General features: G+C 73.8%; 15 protein-coding genes. 9 read left to right on the top strand and 6 right to left on the bottom strand.

The features are described 5' to 3' along the window. Positions 1-3: 3 nt before the first annotated feature. Both dhaL and dhaM read left to right on the top strand, forming a co-directional pair. The gene (gene dhaL, locus KME80_RS38275; RefSeq protein WP_246646437.1) at positions 4-657 is read left to right on the top strand and encodes a dihydroxyacetone kinase subunit DhaL; all 654 of its coding nucleotides are present in this window, start codon (positions 4-6) and stop codon (positions 655-657) included. Then, positions 657-1,031: a dihydroxyacetone kinase phosphoryl donor subunit DhaM gene (gene dhaM / locus KME80_RS38280; protein ID WP_219513355.1), complete on the top strand. Its 375-nt coding sequence runs from the start codon at positions 657-659 to the stop codon at positions 1,029-1,031. Before dhaL ends, dhaM begins: the two co-directional genes overlap by 1 nt. Here dhaM and KME80_RS52985 read toward each other — a convergent pair. From KME80_RS52985 to KME80_RS38300, 4 genes are all read right to left on the bottom strand, one after another. Next, positions 1,028-2,707, bottom strand: a complete 1,680-nt coding sequence (locus KME80_RS52985) for a thiamine pyrophosphate-binding protein (RefSeq protein ID WP_219513357.1) — start codon at positions 2,705-2,707, stop codon at positions 1,028-1,030. The genes dhaM and KME80_RS52985 overlap by 4 nt on opposite strands. Continuing rightward, entirely contained in the window at positions 2,704-3,504 is an 801-nt protein-coding gene (locus KME80_RS38290; RefSeq protein WP_219513361.1) for a cyclase family protein, read from the bottom strand. The genes KME80_RS52985 and KME80_RS38290 overlap by 4 nt, the downstream gene beginning before the upstream one ends. A gap of 65 nt (positions 3,505-3,569) precedes the next feature. Next, the gene (locus KME80_RS38295; protein WP_219513362.1) at positions 3,570-4,106 is read right to left on the bottom strand and encodes an Rv1352/Rv1906c domain-containing protein; all 537 of its coding nucleotides are present in this window, start codon (positions 4,104-4,106) and stop codon (positions 3,570-3,572) included. Between the two features lie 90 nt (positions 4,107-4,196). Next, positions 4,197-4,625, bottom strand: a complete 429-nt coding sequence (locus tag KME80_RS38300; protein ID WP_219513364.1) for a CBS domain-containing protein — start codon at positions 4,623-4,625, stop codon at positions 4,197-4,199. A 154-nt stretch (positions 4,626-4,779) separates the two neighbouring features. Between KME80_RS38300 and KME80_RS38305 the strand changes: the two genes are divergently transcribed. Together KME80_RS38305 and KME80_RS38310 are read left to right on the top strand one after the other, a co-directional pair. Beyond that, positions 4,780-6,174 carry an aminopeptidase P family protein gene (locus KME80_RS38305; protein WP_219513366.1) on the top strand — a complete coding sequence of 465 codons (1,395 nt, stop codon included), beginning with the start codon at positions 4,780-4,782 and terminating at the stop codon, positions 6,172-6,174. Positions 6,175-6,270: 96 nt separating this feature from the next. After that, positions 6,271-7,818: an alpha/beta fold hydrolase gene (locus KME80_RS38310; RefSeq protein ID WP_219513368.1), complete on the top strand. Its 1,548-nt coding sequence runs from the start codon at positions 6,271-6,273 to the stop codon at positions 7,816-7,818. 3 nt (positions 7,819-7,821) lie between these two features. Here KME80_RS38310 and KME80_RS38315 read toward each other — a convergent pair whose 3' ends face one another. Further along, complete coding sequence (locus tag KME80_RS38315; protein ID WP_219513370.1) at positions 7,822-9,243, bottom strand: FAD-binding oxidoreductase; 1,422 nt, start codon at positions 9,241-9,243, stop codon at positions 7,822-7,824. A gap of 127 nt (positions 9,244-9,370) precedes the next feature. On the opposite strand from KME80_RS38315, the gene KME80_RS38320 reads away from it, so the two are divergent. Both KME80_RS38320 and KME80_RS38325 read left to right on the top strand, forming a co-directional pair. Then, on the top strand, positions 9,371-9,994 hold the full coding sequence (locus tag KME80_RS38320) for a 4'-phosphopantetheinyl transferase family protein (protein WP_308126098.1): 624 nt from the start codon (positions 9,371-9,373) through the stop codon (positions 9,992-9,994). Between the two features lie 9 nt (positions 9,995-10,003). After that, positions 10,004-10,180 carry a hypothetical protein gene (locus KME80_RS38325; RefSeq protein WP_219513382.1) on the top strand — a complete coding sequence of 59 codons (177 nt, stop codon included), beginning with the start codon at positions 10,004-10,006 and terminating at the stop codon, positions 10,178-10,180. Here KME80_RS38325 and KME80_RS38330 read toward each other — a convergent pair. Beyond that, entirely contained in the window at positions 10,177-11,103 is a 927-nt protein-coding gene (locus KME80_RS38330) for a cation diffusion facilitator family transporter (RefSeq protein ID WP_308126099.1), read from the bottom strand. The genes KME80_RS38325 and KME80_RS38330 overlap by 4 nt on opposite strands. A gap of 33 nt (positions 11,104-11,136) precedes the next feature. On the opposite strand from KME80_RS38330, the gene KME80_RS38335 reads away from it, so the two are divergent. From KME80_RS38335 to KME80_RS38345, 3 genes are all read left to right on the top strand, one after another. Then, complete coding sequence (locus KME80_RS38335) at positions 11,137-11,595, top strand: MarR family winged helix-turn-helix transcriptional regulator (RefSeq protein WP_219513405.1); 459 nt, start codon at positions 11,137-11,139, stop codon at positions 11,593-11,595. Between the two features lie 59 nt (positions 11,596-11,654). Then, the gene (locus tag KME80_RS38340; RefSeq protein WP_219513412.1) at positions 11,655-12,347 is read left to right on the top strand and encodes an LppX_LprAFG lipoprotein; all 693 of its coding nucleotides are present in this window, start codon (positions 11,655-11,657) and stop codon (positions 12,345-12,347) included. Beyond that, the coding region (locus KME80_RS38345) for an MFS transporter (protein WP_219513414.1) at positions 12,344-12,960 on the top strand (617 nt) is incomplete at its 3' end. The genes KME80_RS38340 and KME80_RS38345, both read left to right, overlap by 4 nt.

A 12,960-nucleotide genomic window follows, 5' to 3' on the forward strand; every position in this document is an offset into this window, starting at 1 on the left:
GGGATGGGCGAGCTGATGGACCGCGGGACGGGCGAGGGGATGGACACGGCGTTCTTCCTGGCCTGGTTCGAGGACGCGGGCCGGCTAGTGCGGCTGCAGCGCGACCGGCTGACCGCGCTCGACGCCGCCATCGGCGACGCCGACCACGGCGCGAACCTCGACCGCGGCTTCACCGAGGTGCGGCAGGCGTTCGCCGAGTGGCCGCCCGCCACGCCCGTGCAGGCGCTGGTGTCCGCCGGCACGACCCTGATCCGCCGCGTCGGCGGGGCCTCGGGTCCCCTGTACGGGTCGGCGTTCCGGCAGATGGGCAAGAGCATGGACTCGCCGGTCACGCTGGCCGTGTTCGCCGCGGCGTTCGAGTCGGGGGTGCGGGCGGTGGAGCGGCTGGGCAAGGCGGCGCAGGGCGACAAGACGATGCTGGACGCGCTGGTGCCCGCCTCCCGGGAGCTGACGCGGGCCGTACAGGAGGAGATCGCGGCGCGGGAGGCGTTCGAGCGGGCGGCCCGCGCGGCCGAGGAGGGGTCGCGGGCGACGATCCCGCTGCGGGCCCGCCGGGGCCGCGCCAGCTATCTCGGCGAGCGCAGCGTCGGCCACGAGGACCCCGGGGCGGCCTCGGCGGCGATCATCATGGCGGCGCTGGCGGCGGTGGCGTCCTGATGGTCGGGCTCATCCTCATCTCGCACAGCGCCGGGCTGGCCGCCGAGGTGGCCTCGCTGGCCCGGTGCATCGCCGGCGACCGGGTGCGGGTCGCCGCGTGCGGCGGCACCGGCGACGGCCGCACCGGCACCAGCGTGGACCTCATCGACCAGGCCGTCGAGCAGGTCGACGAGGGCGACGGCGTGGTGCTCATCCCGGACCTCGGCAGCTCGGTGCTGACCGCCAGGCTGCTAGTGGAGCCGGGCCGGGTGGTGCTGGCCGACGTGCCGTTCGTGGAGGGCGCGATCGCCGCCGCCGTCGCGGCGGGCGGCGGCGCGCCGCTGGCCACCGTGCTGTCGGCCGCCGAGGAGGCCCGCACCCAGCGCAAGCTCTAGTGGCCCCGGAACGCCTCCTCCAGCCACCAGGAGGCGCGCTCCCGGGTGACCTGGGCGTGCACCAGCAGCGGCCGGTCGCGCGGCCCCTTGAGCCAGTCGGCCACCCCGGCCAGGTCCGCCGCCGCGCCCACGGTCACCGCCGCGAACCCGTGCCCGCGCGCCACCGCCGCCAGGTCGGCCGGCGGGAACCGCACGGTGTCGAGCGGGTCGCCGCCCGGCCCGAAGTGGTGCACCTCCGCGCCGTAGGCCTCGTCGTCGTACACCACGACCACCATCGGCAGGCCGAGCCGCACGACGGTCTCCAGCTCGGCCGCGCCCATCCAGGCGCCGCCGTCGCCGAGCGCCGCCACCGTCAGCCGGTCCGGGCGTGCCACGGCCGCGCCGATCGCGCCGGCCAGGCCCAGCCCGACGGCCTGGAACGCCTGGGTGAAGCAGAACCCGGCCTCGTCGGGGACATCCATGAACATCGCCGGATATCCCATGAAATTTCCGGAATCGGGGACCACGGTGCGCTCGGCGGGCAGCAGGTCGTCCAGGCCGATGCTGAGCGTCCTCGGGTCGATCCGGCCGTCGCCGCTCTCGTCCCGGTACGGCACGTCCCGCCACCGGCCCTCCTCCCGGATCCGCCGCGCCACGTCCGCCGACCGGTAGCCCGCGGACGGCTGCCCGGCCGCGAGGGCGTCCCCGGCCGCGCGCGCCACCACGGCCACGTCCCCGACGACCCCCAGGTCCGCGCGGACGTGCCTGCCGACGGCCTCGGGCTCCAGGTCCACCTGCACGACCGTGGCGTCCGGGCCGATGAGCGCGCCGTGGCGGGTGGTCCACATGTTCAGCGCGCACCCCCAGCCCACCACCAGGTCGGCGTCGCGGATCAGCTCGGCGGCCAGCGGCGTGGCGAACCCGCCGCTCACGTCCAGGTCCCACGGGCTGCCCCGGAACAGGCCCCGGGCGACCGCCGAGGTCGCCAGCAGCGCCCCGGCCCGCCCGGCCAGCTCCTCCACCTCGGGCCGCGCCCGCCTGGCCCCGCGCCCCGCCACGAACACCGGCCGCCGGGCCTCCCGCAACAACCGCGCGAACTCCTCCACCCTCGCGCGAAGGTCCCCCCGGCCGGCGGCGGGCCCCTCCAGGGCGGCGTCCCCCGCCACCCCACGGTCCGGGACTTCTTCGTCGCGGGTGGACTCCGTACGGGCCGCGGCGCCGGCGGCCTGGAGGTCCAGGGGAAGGTTGAGCAGGACGGTGCGGCGGTCGTCGCGGGCCAGGCGGAACGCCTCCAGGGCCTCGGCGACGGCCGTGGCCGGAGACGTGACGCGCAGGGCGACGGCGCCCACGGAGCGGGCCAGGGCGTCCTGGTCGATGTGGAAGTTGGAGCGCGCGTCGGTGGCCTCGCCGGCCAGGACGACGAGCGGGGTGCGGCTCTTGGCGGCCTCGGCGATGCCGGTGACCGCGTTGGTGAGCCCGGGCCCCTGGTGGACGGTGACGACGCCGACGTGGCCGCTCGTGCGGGCGTAGGCGTCGGCCATGGTGGCCGCGCCGCCCTCGTGGCGGGCCGCGACGAAACGCGCGCCGTGCCGTACGAGGGCGTTGGTGACGTGGAAGTTGCCGCTGCCGACCACCCCGAACGCGACGCGGGCCCCGGCGGCGGCCAGGGCCCGCCCGACGGCCTCGGCGACGGTCACCGTGCCTGCCCGGCCTCGCCGCCGCCGCGCTCGACGAGGGCGAGCACGCGTACGGGGCTGCCGGAGCCGCCGAGGATGGGCAGCGGCGGCGCGACGACGACGGCGCCGGTCACCGGGAGCCGGTCGAGGTTGCGGAGCTGGGTGAGGCCGTACTTGCCGGCTCCGAGCAGGTAGGAGTGGCACGGGAAGGCGGGGTCGAAGGAGTGGGCGGCGCCCGCGTCGGTGCCGACGGTCTCGACGCCGAGCCCGAGCACGGGCGTCTCCTCGGCCAGCCAGCGGGCGCACTCGACGGAGATGCCGGGCGTGTGCGGGCCGGTCTCGTCGGCGTTGAGGAACGCGGCCTGGTCGCCGGAGCGGGAGTCCCAGCCGGTGCGGTAGAGGAGCCAGCCGCCGTCGGGGAGCGGGCCGTTGGCGCGTTCCCATTCCTTGACGTGGTCGACCTGGAGGAGGAAGTCGGGGTCCTTGGCGGCCTCGGCGGCGAAGTCGAGGACGACGGCGGGGGCGAGCAGGCTCGTCACGGGCACCTGGGACACGTCCTGGCCGTCGCGGGCGGTGACCCAGTGGACGGGGGCGTCGAAGTGGGTGCCGGTGTGCTCACCCGTGTGGATGTCGTTCCAGTACCAGGCGGGGCCGCGGTCGTCGTAGCGGCTGATCTCCTCCAGGCGGAACGGGATCGTGTTGCCGAACGGCTCGGGGAGCTGGAGGATCGGCGTGTCCGAGGAGAGGGGCGCGGTCAGGTCGATCACCTCGATCGAGCCGTTCCGTACGCTGTCCACGAAGCTCCGCAACACCGACATGTCATCCTCCTAGGTGGGCTGAGGGAATCCTCCTACGTGCGGTGTGGCCTCCGCAAACACCTGCTTCACGCCTTGGTCCACTCGGCGCAGCCGCCGGTCTGGAACGACTTGTCGGTGGCGAGGATGGTGACGGTGGCGGGGCCGGTCGGCATGCCGGCGTCGATCACGTCGGCGATCGAGGCGGTGGTGCCCTTCATCCGGGCCCAGTAGCAGCTCTGGGAGGCGGTGACGGGGCCGGTGGTGCGGTAGGTGCCGGGCTGGATGTCGACGCCCACGACCAGGGTGCGGAGCGTGGCGTTGCCGCCGCCGGGCCCGGCGGTCACGGGCGGCGTGCCGGTGCCCGGGGGCTGCGCGCCGGTGTCGGGCGTGCCGATGTCGGGCGTGCCGATGTCGGGCGTGCCGATGTCGGGCGTCCCGGTGGCGGGCGCGCCCGTGCCGGGAGCCTCGGTGCCCGGCGGCTGGCCGGTGGCCGTCGGGGCGGGCTCCGGCTCGGCCGTCGGCCCCTCGACCGTCACCGTGACCCGGGGCGCGGGCGGGGCGGCCGTCTCCCCCGAGCCGAGCCCGGCGAAGAAGCCGATCAGGAACCCCAGCACACCGGTCATCCCCGACACCAGCAGGATGATCGTCGGGCTGCTGGACGCGCGAGGGTATTCGGGAGGCCCGTACATCACCCGACCAGGGTCCCACCCCGGTCAGCGGTGAAGATAGTCCACCAGCGACGCCTTCTCGGTCTCCAGCTCCTCGATCGCGCTCTTGACCACGTCGCCGATGCTGACGATGCCGACCAGGCGGCCGTCCTCGACCACGGGCATGTGCCGCACCCGGTGCGTGGTCATGATCTTGCGCAGCTCGTCTACCCGGTCGCCGGGCGCGACGGTGCGCACCTCGGCCGTCATGATCGACGACACCGGCTCGGCGAGGATGGCGGCGCCCCGGTCGTGCAGGCGGCGCACCACGTCGCGTTCGGACACGATGCCGTCGATGGTCACGCCGTCGGCGGAGACCACGACGGCGCCGATGTTGTGCTCGGCGAGCTTGTCCAGCAGGTCGCGGACGGTGGCCTCCGGCGCCACCGTCGTGACGCCGCTTCCCTTGCCGCGCAGGATCGTCCCGATGAGCATCTGCACCACCTCGGCTCTGAGTTACCCCGGCGGGCACCCGGTTAAGCGCTTGTCGTCCCAGGCAAGCAACCGGGTGGGAGCCCGTCAAGGAGTCACGTAAGCTGCCGTACCGAAAGTCCGGGATAATCACGATCCACCTGCGGAGAGACACCTGATGAACGAGCCGCTCAACACCGGGAGCCACGACCTGCCGATCACCGGGGAGCTGGCCGCGTTCATGCGGACCGGGTGGGCCGACACCCGGCGCACGGACGTCACGGCGCTGCCGGTCGCGCCGTGGGCGGCCAAGCGGCGGGCGGCGCTGGCGAGCCGGTTCCCCGGGGAGCGGCTGGTGGTGCCGTCGGGGCGGCTCAAGGTCCGCAGCAACGACAGCGACTACCGCTTCCGCCCGCACAGCGCGTACGCGTACCTGACGGGCGCGGGCGAGCCCGACGACGTGCTCGTGATCGAGCCGTCCGGCGAGGCGCGGCTGTACGTCAGGCCGCGCTCGCCCCGCGAGGAGGGCGAGGAGTTCTACCGCGACCGCCGCTACGGCGAGTTCTGGGTGGGCCGCAGGCCGGACCTGGCCGAGGCGTCGGAGCTGTACCAGGTGGACTGCGCGCACATCCGCGAGCTGGACCTGAAGGGCTCGGCGCGGGTGCTGCGCGGCGTGGACGCGGCGGTGGACGCGATGGTGGCGCCCGGCGACGGCGACGCCGAGTTCGAGGGCTTCCTGTCGGAGATGCGGCTGATCAAGGACGAGTGGGAGGTCGGCGAGCTGCAGGGGGCGGTCGACGCCACCGCGCGCGGCTTCGAGGACGTGGTGCGCGCCCTGCCCGCGGCGCTCGGCCACCCGCGCGGCGAGCGCTATCTGGAGGGCGTGTTCGGGCTGCGCTCGCGGCTGGAGGGCAACGCGACCGGCTACGACAGCATCGTGGCCTCGGGGGCGCACGCCTGCGTGCTGCACTGGATCCGCAACGACGGCCCGCTCGACCCGGCGCACCTGCTGCTGCTCGACGCGGGCGTGGAGTCCGACACGCTCTACACCGCCGACGTCACCCGCACGCTGCCGCTGTCGGGCCGGTTCGGGCCGGTGCAGCGGCAGGTGTACGAGCTGGTGTACGAGGCGCAGGCAGCCGCGATCGCCACGCTGCGGCCCGGCGCCCGCTTCCGCGACTTCCACCAGGCGGCCATGCGCGTCATCTGCGAGGGGCTGAACGAGTGGGGCCTGCTCAAGGAGTCGCCCGACACGCTCATGGAGACGGGCCTGTACCGCCGCTACACGCTGTGCAGCAGCGGCCACATGCTCGGCCTGGACGTGCACGACTGCGCCAGGGCGCGCGCCGAGGTCTATCTCGACGGCGTCCTGGAGGAGGGCCAGGTGCTCACCGTCGAGCCCGGCCTGTACCTGCAGCCGGACGATCTCACCCTGCCGGAGGAGTTCCGCGGCCTGGGCGTGCGGATCGAGGACGACCTGGTCATCACGGCCGACGGCGCCCGCCTGATGTCCGGCGCGCTGCCCCGCCACCCCGACGAGGTGGAGGACTGGATGGCCGGTCTGCTGCGCTGATGTCGGCCTGGAGGATGACATCCGTTTCGTCCTCCAGTCGGATGGTCTTGTCGGAAGATCCGGTCGATGATCGGATCCCCGACGATTGGACGCGCAGTGCGAAGACCTGTCCTGATCCTCTCGCTCCTCCCCGCTCTCGTCCTCAGCCTTATCGCGCCGCTGACGCCGGCCACGGCGAGCGCGGGCGCGATCTCCTGGGCTCCGTGCGCCGAGGACCCGTCGGCCGAGTGCGGCACGCTGACCGTGCCCGTCGACTGGCGCAGGCCGCGCGGCGAGACGTTCGAGCTCGCGCTGGCCCGGCGCAAGGCGAGCGATCCGGCGGCCCGGATCGGCTCGCTCGTCATCAACCCGGGCGGCCCCGGCGGCTCCGGCGTGGACGCCGTGGTGGGCGGCTACCTCGGCTTCACCCCGGAGATCACCAGCCGCTTCGACGTGGTGGGCTTCGACCCCCGCGGCGTGGCGCGCAGCCATCCGGTCCTGTGCTCGCTGGAGCTGGCCCTCCAGGCGCCCGACCCGCTGTCGATCAAGGACCAGGCCGGGTTCGACGCGCTGCTGGCGCACAACCGGAGCTACCGTGACGACTGCCGGGCCCGCACCGGGCCGCTGTTCGACCACGTCGACACCGGCAGCGTGGTGCGCGACCTCGACGCCCTGCGCGCCGCGCTCGGCGACGACAAGCTCACCTACTACGGCATCTCCTACGGCACGCTCATCGGCCAGCTCTACGCCGAGCGGTTCCCGCACCGGATCCGCGCGCTGGCGCTCGACAGCAACATGGACCACAGCCTGGGCACGCGGGCGTTCCTCGACACCGAGTCGTGGACCGCGCAGGACTCCTTCGACGAGTTCGTCGCCTGGTGCGAGCGCACCCGGACGTGCGCGCTGCACGGCAGGGACGTGCGGACCGTCTGGGCGGACCTGCTGGCGCGGGCGGAGCGCGGCGAGCTGAGCCTGCCGGGCTCCCCGGAGATCAAGCTGGGCAAGCTCGACCTGATCGGGCAGGCGTTCGGCGCGTTCTACGGCCCGGCGTTCAAGGAGTTGGCCGAGTTCCTGGTGGCGCTGGAGAGCGGCGCGGCGACCGCCCGCCCGATCCTGACCCCGCCCTCCACCGCCTCGTCGGCCTCGTCCGCCGAGCAGGCGATCAACGATCCGACGCGCGTCTTCTGCCAGGACTACCTGCTGCCCATCCGCGACTACCGCGCCTACGAGCAGCACCTGCGCAGGTCCGCGCGCATCGCGCCGGACATGCTGGTCAGCGCGGCGGCGCATCCGATCACCGCGGCGTGCCTGGGCACCGAGGCGCCGATCCCCAACCCGCAGCATCGGCTGCGCGTCGACGGCACACCCCCGCTGCTGCTGGGCAACGCCCTGCACGATCCGGCCACGGGCTACCCGTGGGCGGTGAGCGCGGCGCGGCAGATCGGCCGTGAGGCCCGGCTGATCACCTACGAGGGCTGGGGTCACGGCATCTACGGCCGCGGCGACTGCCCGACGCGGGCGATCGACGCCTACCTGGTCTCCGTCGACCCGCCGGAGCGGGGCCTGCGGTGCCAGGCCGTGCCGCCGGCCGAAATGTCCGCCCTGCGTCACCGGCCGCCGACCGGCCCGATCCCCGGGCTGCCCGGCTACCGCCTCACCCGATGACGGTCACGGCCGGGGCGGTTCCTCCCGCCCCGGCCGGGGCCTGACGTTGGCGTTCAGGTGGAAGACGTTGTCGGGATCGTAGGCGGCCTTGACGGCCGCCAGCCGGTCGTACTTCGCCCCGTACGAGGCGCGCACCCGCTCCTCGTCCCGGTCGGCGATGAAGTTCACGTACGAGCCCGTGCCCCCGGCGTACGGGAGCAGCGCCTCCCAGGCGGAGCGCGCCCACTCCCGCTCGGCGGGCAGTTCGTCCGCCGACGGCGTGATCGCGGCGATGGACATCGTGTAGTGCGGCGCGCGGCTGCCGCTGAACGCGGTGGCGTCGTCGTCCCTGGCGGCGAAGGCGCCGTCGAGCCGGAAGGTCGGCAGGAACGACAGCGGCGAGGACTTGCCCGCCGCCTGCTCGCAGATCGCCGTCATCGCCTCGGGCGTGAGGCCGGGCAGGTCGAGCGCCTTCTCGTAGGCGGAGATGCCCCACGGCGCGCTCTCGTCGAGCAGCGACTGCAGTTGCGTGTACGGCATCGGCGCGACGAACTCGAACAGCGGCTCCAGCTCCCGCCGGATGGAGGCCAGCACCGCCTCGTGCCGCTCGGCCGTGGAGAACCCCGCGACGATCAGCGCGTGGCCTGGGCGCAGCCGGTGCTCCTCGGGCACGAACGGGGCGGGCGGGGCGCTCATCCCGAAGCCGATCAGCACGGCGGCGTCGTCCGGCAGGCCCGTGGCGGCGGCGTCGATGACCTCGGCGGCCTGCCTGCCGCGTTCGGCCTCCCAGAACAGCACGGCGACGTGCACGGCCGGGCCGACGGGGTGCAGCCGGTAGGTGAACGCGGTGACGACGCCGAAGTTGCCGCCGCCGCCCCGGAGGGCCCAGAACAGGTCCGGGTGGTCCCGGGCGGAGGCGTGCACCTGCTCGCCCCCGGCCAGCACCAGGTCGGCCGCCTCGAGGTTGTCGATCGTCAGGCCGTGCCTGTGGGTCAGCCAGCCGAACCCGCCGCCGAGCGTCAGGCCGCCGATGCCGGTGTGGCTGATCGTGCCGCCCGGCGTGGCCAGCCCGTGGGCCTGGGTGGCGGCGTCGACGTCGGCCCAGGTGGCGCCGCCGCAGCAGACCGCGCTGCGGGTGGCGGGGTCGACGTCGACGAGGCGCAGCGGGCTGAGGTCGAGCATGAGGCCGCCGTCGGTGACGGCCGAGCCGCCGAAGCCGTGGCCGCCGCCGCGTACGGAGATCTCCAGCCCTTCCTCGCGGGCGAAGCGCACGCCCGCCGAGACGTCCTCGGGGCCGCTGCACCGGACGATCACGGCGGGGCGGCGGTCGACGGCGCCGTTCCAGATCGAGCGCAGCACGTCGTACTCGGTGTCGTGGCGGGTGACGACCCGCCCGGCGCAGCGGTCGCGGAGCCTGTCGAGCTCCGGCTTGATGAGCTGGACCATGCCGCCACCCCCAGTGCGCGACTTATCCCGAAATATCACTTAATCCTAGGATTTATCCGTATTTGGAGGGGTTGGCGGGCGGTGAAATCCCCCTCAAATTCCCTGCGCGGGAGGTACGATCCACCCAGTGACGATCACTCCTGCGACGGCCCTGGCGGCGGCGATGGGCTGCCCGCCCGACGAGGTGCGCGCACCCCTGGAGTGGCTGACGGACGTCGAGCGCGATCGCGCCGCGCGCTTCCGCTTCGCCCCCGACCGGATCGCGTTCGTCGCCGCCCACCTGCTGGTACGGCTCTGCGCCGGCCGGGTGCTGGGCGCCGATCCCGGCGAGCTGACGCTGGCGCAGCACTGCGACGTGCACGGGCCGGGGCACGGCAGGCCGTACCTGGTCGAAGCCCCCGAACTGGGCGTGAGCCTCAGCCACACGCGCGGCTACGTGTGCGCGGCGGCCGGCCCCGGCCGCGTCGGCGTGGACGCCGAGCGGGTGCCGCCAGGCCCGCTCGACCGCACGCTGGCCCCGATCGCGCTCACCCCCGCCGAGCTGGCCGGGGCGCGCGGCAACGAGGACCTGATCCGCCACTGGGTGCGCAAGGAGGCGCTGATCAAGCGGGGCGAGCTGACCCTCGCCGAGATGGCCACGGCCGAACCGGACTGGACGGGCCGCCACCTGCTGGAATGGCGCGCGGAGCCGGACGTCCTGGTGGCCGTGATCACCGACTCGCCCGCCACCCGCCTGCCAATGTCCGGATAATGTGGGCGCATGTTCTACAAGAAGCCCCTGGAGGAGCGCATCGCGGACCGGATGACCCAGCGGCGCCCCCTCGAAGAGGGCCGGACGTTCGAGCACGGGCCGGCCAAGTTCGTGTTCGTGTCGCTGCTCGTCGCCGTGGTCGTCATGCACGTCGTCGGCGTGGCGATCGTCATGGCGTTCGACTAGCGGCGGCGGGGCGGGGTGGGGTCGAGGAACACCTGGTCGATGCCGGGGAAGCGCTCGCGCAGCCTGCGGTCCACCTCCTCACAGGCGCGCTCCACACCTCCGGCGCGCACCTCGTCCCGAAAGTCGATCTTCGCCGCGACCAGGAACCGGCCCGGCCCGATGACCATGGTGAGCAGCTCGACCACGTCCTCCACCTCCGGCTGGACGAGGAGCACCGCGCGCACCCCCGTCTCGATCGGGCGCGGCGCCGCCTGGCCGATGAGCAGCGACAGGTTCGCCTGGATGAGCGTGAGCGCGACCACCAGCAGCAGCACGCCGATGAGGACCGACGCCAGGCCGTCCCACAGCGACGACCCGGTGAGCTGCGAGCCGAGCAGCCCCAGCGCCGCGATGACCAGCCCGGCCAGCGCCGCCCCGTCCTCCAGCAGCACCGCCTTCAGCGCCGTGTCGGACGTCTTCCTGGCCAGCCGCAGCGGGCTGACCCGCCACCGGCCCGCCTCGCCGCGCAGCTGCCCGTACGCCTTGAGGAACGACACCCCCTCGATGACGAACGAGACCGCCAGCACCACGTACGCCGGGGTGAGCGCCGACAGCTCCTCCCCGCGGACGATCTCGTGCACGCCGTGGGTGATCGAGAACCCGGCGCCACCCGCCAGCGTCGCGAACGCCGCCATCATCGCCCAGAAGAACCCCGCCTTGCCGTATCCGAACGGATGGCGCCGGTCGGCCGGCTTGCCCGAACGCCGGACCGCGACCAGCAGCAGCACCTCCGTCACCGTGTCGGCCGCCGAGTGCGCCGCCTCCGACAGCATCGCCGCCGACCCGCTGACGATCCCCGCCAGCAGCTTGGCCACCGCGATGGCGAGGTTCGCCGCCCCGGCCACCAGCACGGTGCCCAGGCTCTCTCCCGACTTCTCCCCCACCTTCGTCACTCTACGTGCGCTAGATTGGAGATCATGAGCGCGCCTCGCTGGCTTTCCCCCGCTGAGCAGCGTGCCTGGCGAACCCACCTGGCCCTGCACAAGCTGCTCATGCACCGCCTGGACCGGGAGCTTCAGGAACACGCCCTGTCACTCAACGACTACGAGATCCTGGTCAACCTGTCCGAGAGCCCCGCGCGACGCATGCGGATGAGCGACCTGGCCGACGCGACCATCCAGTCCCGCAGCCGGCTCTCCCACCAGATCTCCCGGATGGAGGCCAAGGGCCTGGTCACCCGCGAAGACTGCCGCGACGACCGGCGGGGCACGTTCGCCGTGCTGACCGACGAGGGCTGGGAGACGATCCAGCGGGTGGCGCCCGACCACGTGGCCGGGGTGCGCGAGCACTTCGTCGACCGGCTCACCGACGACCAGCTCAAGGAGCTGGAGGCCGCCTACGGGCCCATCGTGGAGCATCTGAAGAAACTGCGCTGACACGCAGTCGATACCGCAGGGGCCGCCCGGGTGTCCGTCCCGCTCGCTACGATCCGCTCATGTTGAGAAAGCTGCTCGTGGTGGCCCTGGCCGTCGTGGCCCTGGCGGCCTGCTCCTCCGCAGGCGAGGGCGCGGCGCTGCCCGCCGGGCCCGACCTGATGCGCCAGGCCGCCGAGGCGATGAAGACGGTCAAATCCGCCGCGTTCTCCATCGCCACCGAGGGCAAGCCGAACGTGCCCGTCAAGAAGGCCGACGGGCGGCTCACCGCCGAGGGCGACGCCGACGGGACCATCACGCTGGAGGTGTTCGGCAACCTCCAGGAGGTGTCGTTCATGCTCATCGGCGACAAGGTCCACTTCAAGGGGCCGACCGGCGGCTACCAGGAGATGACCCGGCAACAGCTCGCCCAGCTCTACGACCCGTCGCTCATCCTCGACCCCGCCAAGGGCATCCCGGGGCTGCTCGCCACCGCCGCCGACCCGCTCGTCCGGGCCGAGGATGACGGCGCCTACCGGGTCGACGTCGCCTTCACCGGGCAGGCGCTGAGCACGCTGGTGCCCGGCGTCACCGAGGGCGTCAACGGCACCGTCTGGGTCGACCGGGCCAGCAGCAGGCTCACCAAGGTGCTGCTGCAGCTGCGCGAGGGCACGGTGACGGTCTCGTTCGCCGACTACGACGCGCCGGTGACGATCACGCCCCCGCCGTCGTCATCGTCGCCGTCATCGTCGTCGTCGGCGCCGTCCGCCGAATGAGGAGCGCCCGCCGGGTCGTCCTCGGCGTGGGCGGGGCGGTGGTGCTGCTCGCCGCCCTCGACGCGTACGTGGTCGTGACCGTCCTCATCGACATCGCCACCGACATCGGCATCCCGCTCAACCGGCTCGAACGGGTCACGCCGGTGGTCACCGGGTTCCTGCTCGGGTACGTGGCGGCGATGCCGCTGCTGGGGCGGCTGTCCGACCGGTTCGGGCGGCGGCCGCTCATCCACGCCTGCCTGGCGGCCTTCGCGGCCGGCTCCGTGCTGACGGCGCTGGCGTCCGGGGAGGTGATGGTGGTGGCCGGCCGCACCGTCCAGGGCGTCGCCGGGGGCGCGCTGCTGCCGATCACGATGGCGCTCATCGGCGACCTGTGGGGCGAGCGGGAGCGCCCCCTGGCCCTCGGCGCCGTCGGCGCCGCCCAGGAGCTCGGCAGCGCCCTCGGGCCCGTGTACGGCGGCCTCCTCGCCGGCGTCCCCGCCGCCTCGCTGCTGGGCGTCGAAGTGGGCGGATGGCACGCCATCTTCTGGATCAACGTCCCCCTCACCCTCGCCGCCGCCCTGGCCGTCCACCACGCCCTCCCCTCCCCCACCAAACCCCTACCCCCCTCCCC

The organism is Nonomuraea ceibae, assembly GCF_019396325.1.
GTDB lineage: Bacteria > Actinomycetota > Actinomycetes > Streptosporangiales > Streptosporangiaceae > Nonomuraea > Nonomuraea ceibae.

What these genes read in the sequence shown, in the direction of transcription:
- dhaL (WP_246646437.1), top strand. Translation starts at nt 4, where the DNA reads ATGGGCGAGCTGATGGACCGCGGGACGGGCGAGGGGATGGACACGGCG.
- dhaM (WP_219513355.1), top strand. Translation starts at nt 657, where the DNA reads ATGGTCGGGCTCATCCTCATCTCGCACAGCGCCGGGCTGGCCGCCGAG.
- KME80_RS38290 (WP_219513361.1), bottom strand. Translation starts at nt 3,504, where the DNA reads ATGTCGGTGTTGCGGAGCTTCGTGGACAGCGTACGGAACGGCTCGATC.
- KME80_RS38295 (WP_219513362.1), bottom strand. Translation starts at nt 4,106, where the DNA reads ATGACCGGTGTGCTGGGGTTCCTGATCGGCTTCTTCGCCGGGCTCGGC.
- KME80_RS38300 (WP_219513364.1), bottom strand. Translation starts at nt 4,625, where the DNA reads ATGCTCATCGGGACGATCCTGCGCGGCAAGGGAAGCGGCGTCACGACG.
- KME80_RS38305 (WP_219513366.1), top strand. Translation starts at nt 4,780, where the DNA reads ATGAACGAGCCGCTCAACACCGGGAGCCACGACCTGCCGATCACCGGG.
- KME80_RS38315 (WP_219513370.1), bottom strand. Translation starts at nt 9,243, where the DNA reads ATGGTCCAGCTCATCAAGCCGGAGCTCGACAGGCTCCGCGACCGCTGC.
- KME80_RS38325 (WP_219513382.1), top strand. Translation starts at nt 10,004, where the DNA reads ATGTTCTACAAGAAGCCCCTGGAGGAGCGCATCGCGGACCGGATGACC.
- KME80_RS38335 (WP_219513405.1), top strand. Translation starts at nt 11,137, where the DNA reads ATGAGCGCGCCTCGCTGGCTTTCCCCCGCTGAGCAGCGTGCCTGGCGA.
- KME80_RS38340 (WP_219513412.1), top strand. Translation starts at nt 11,655, where the DNA reads ATGTTGAGAAAGCTGCTCGTGGTGGCCCTGGCCGTCGTGGCCCTGGCG.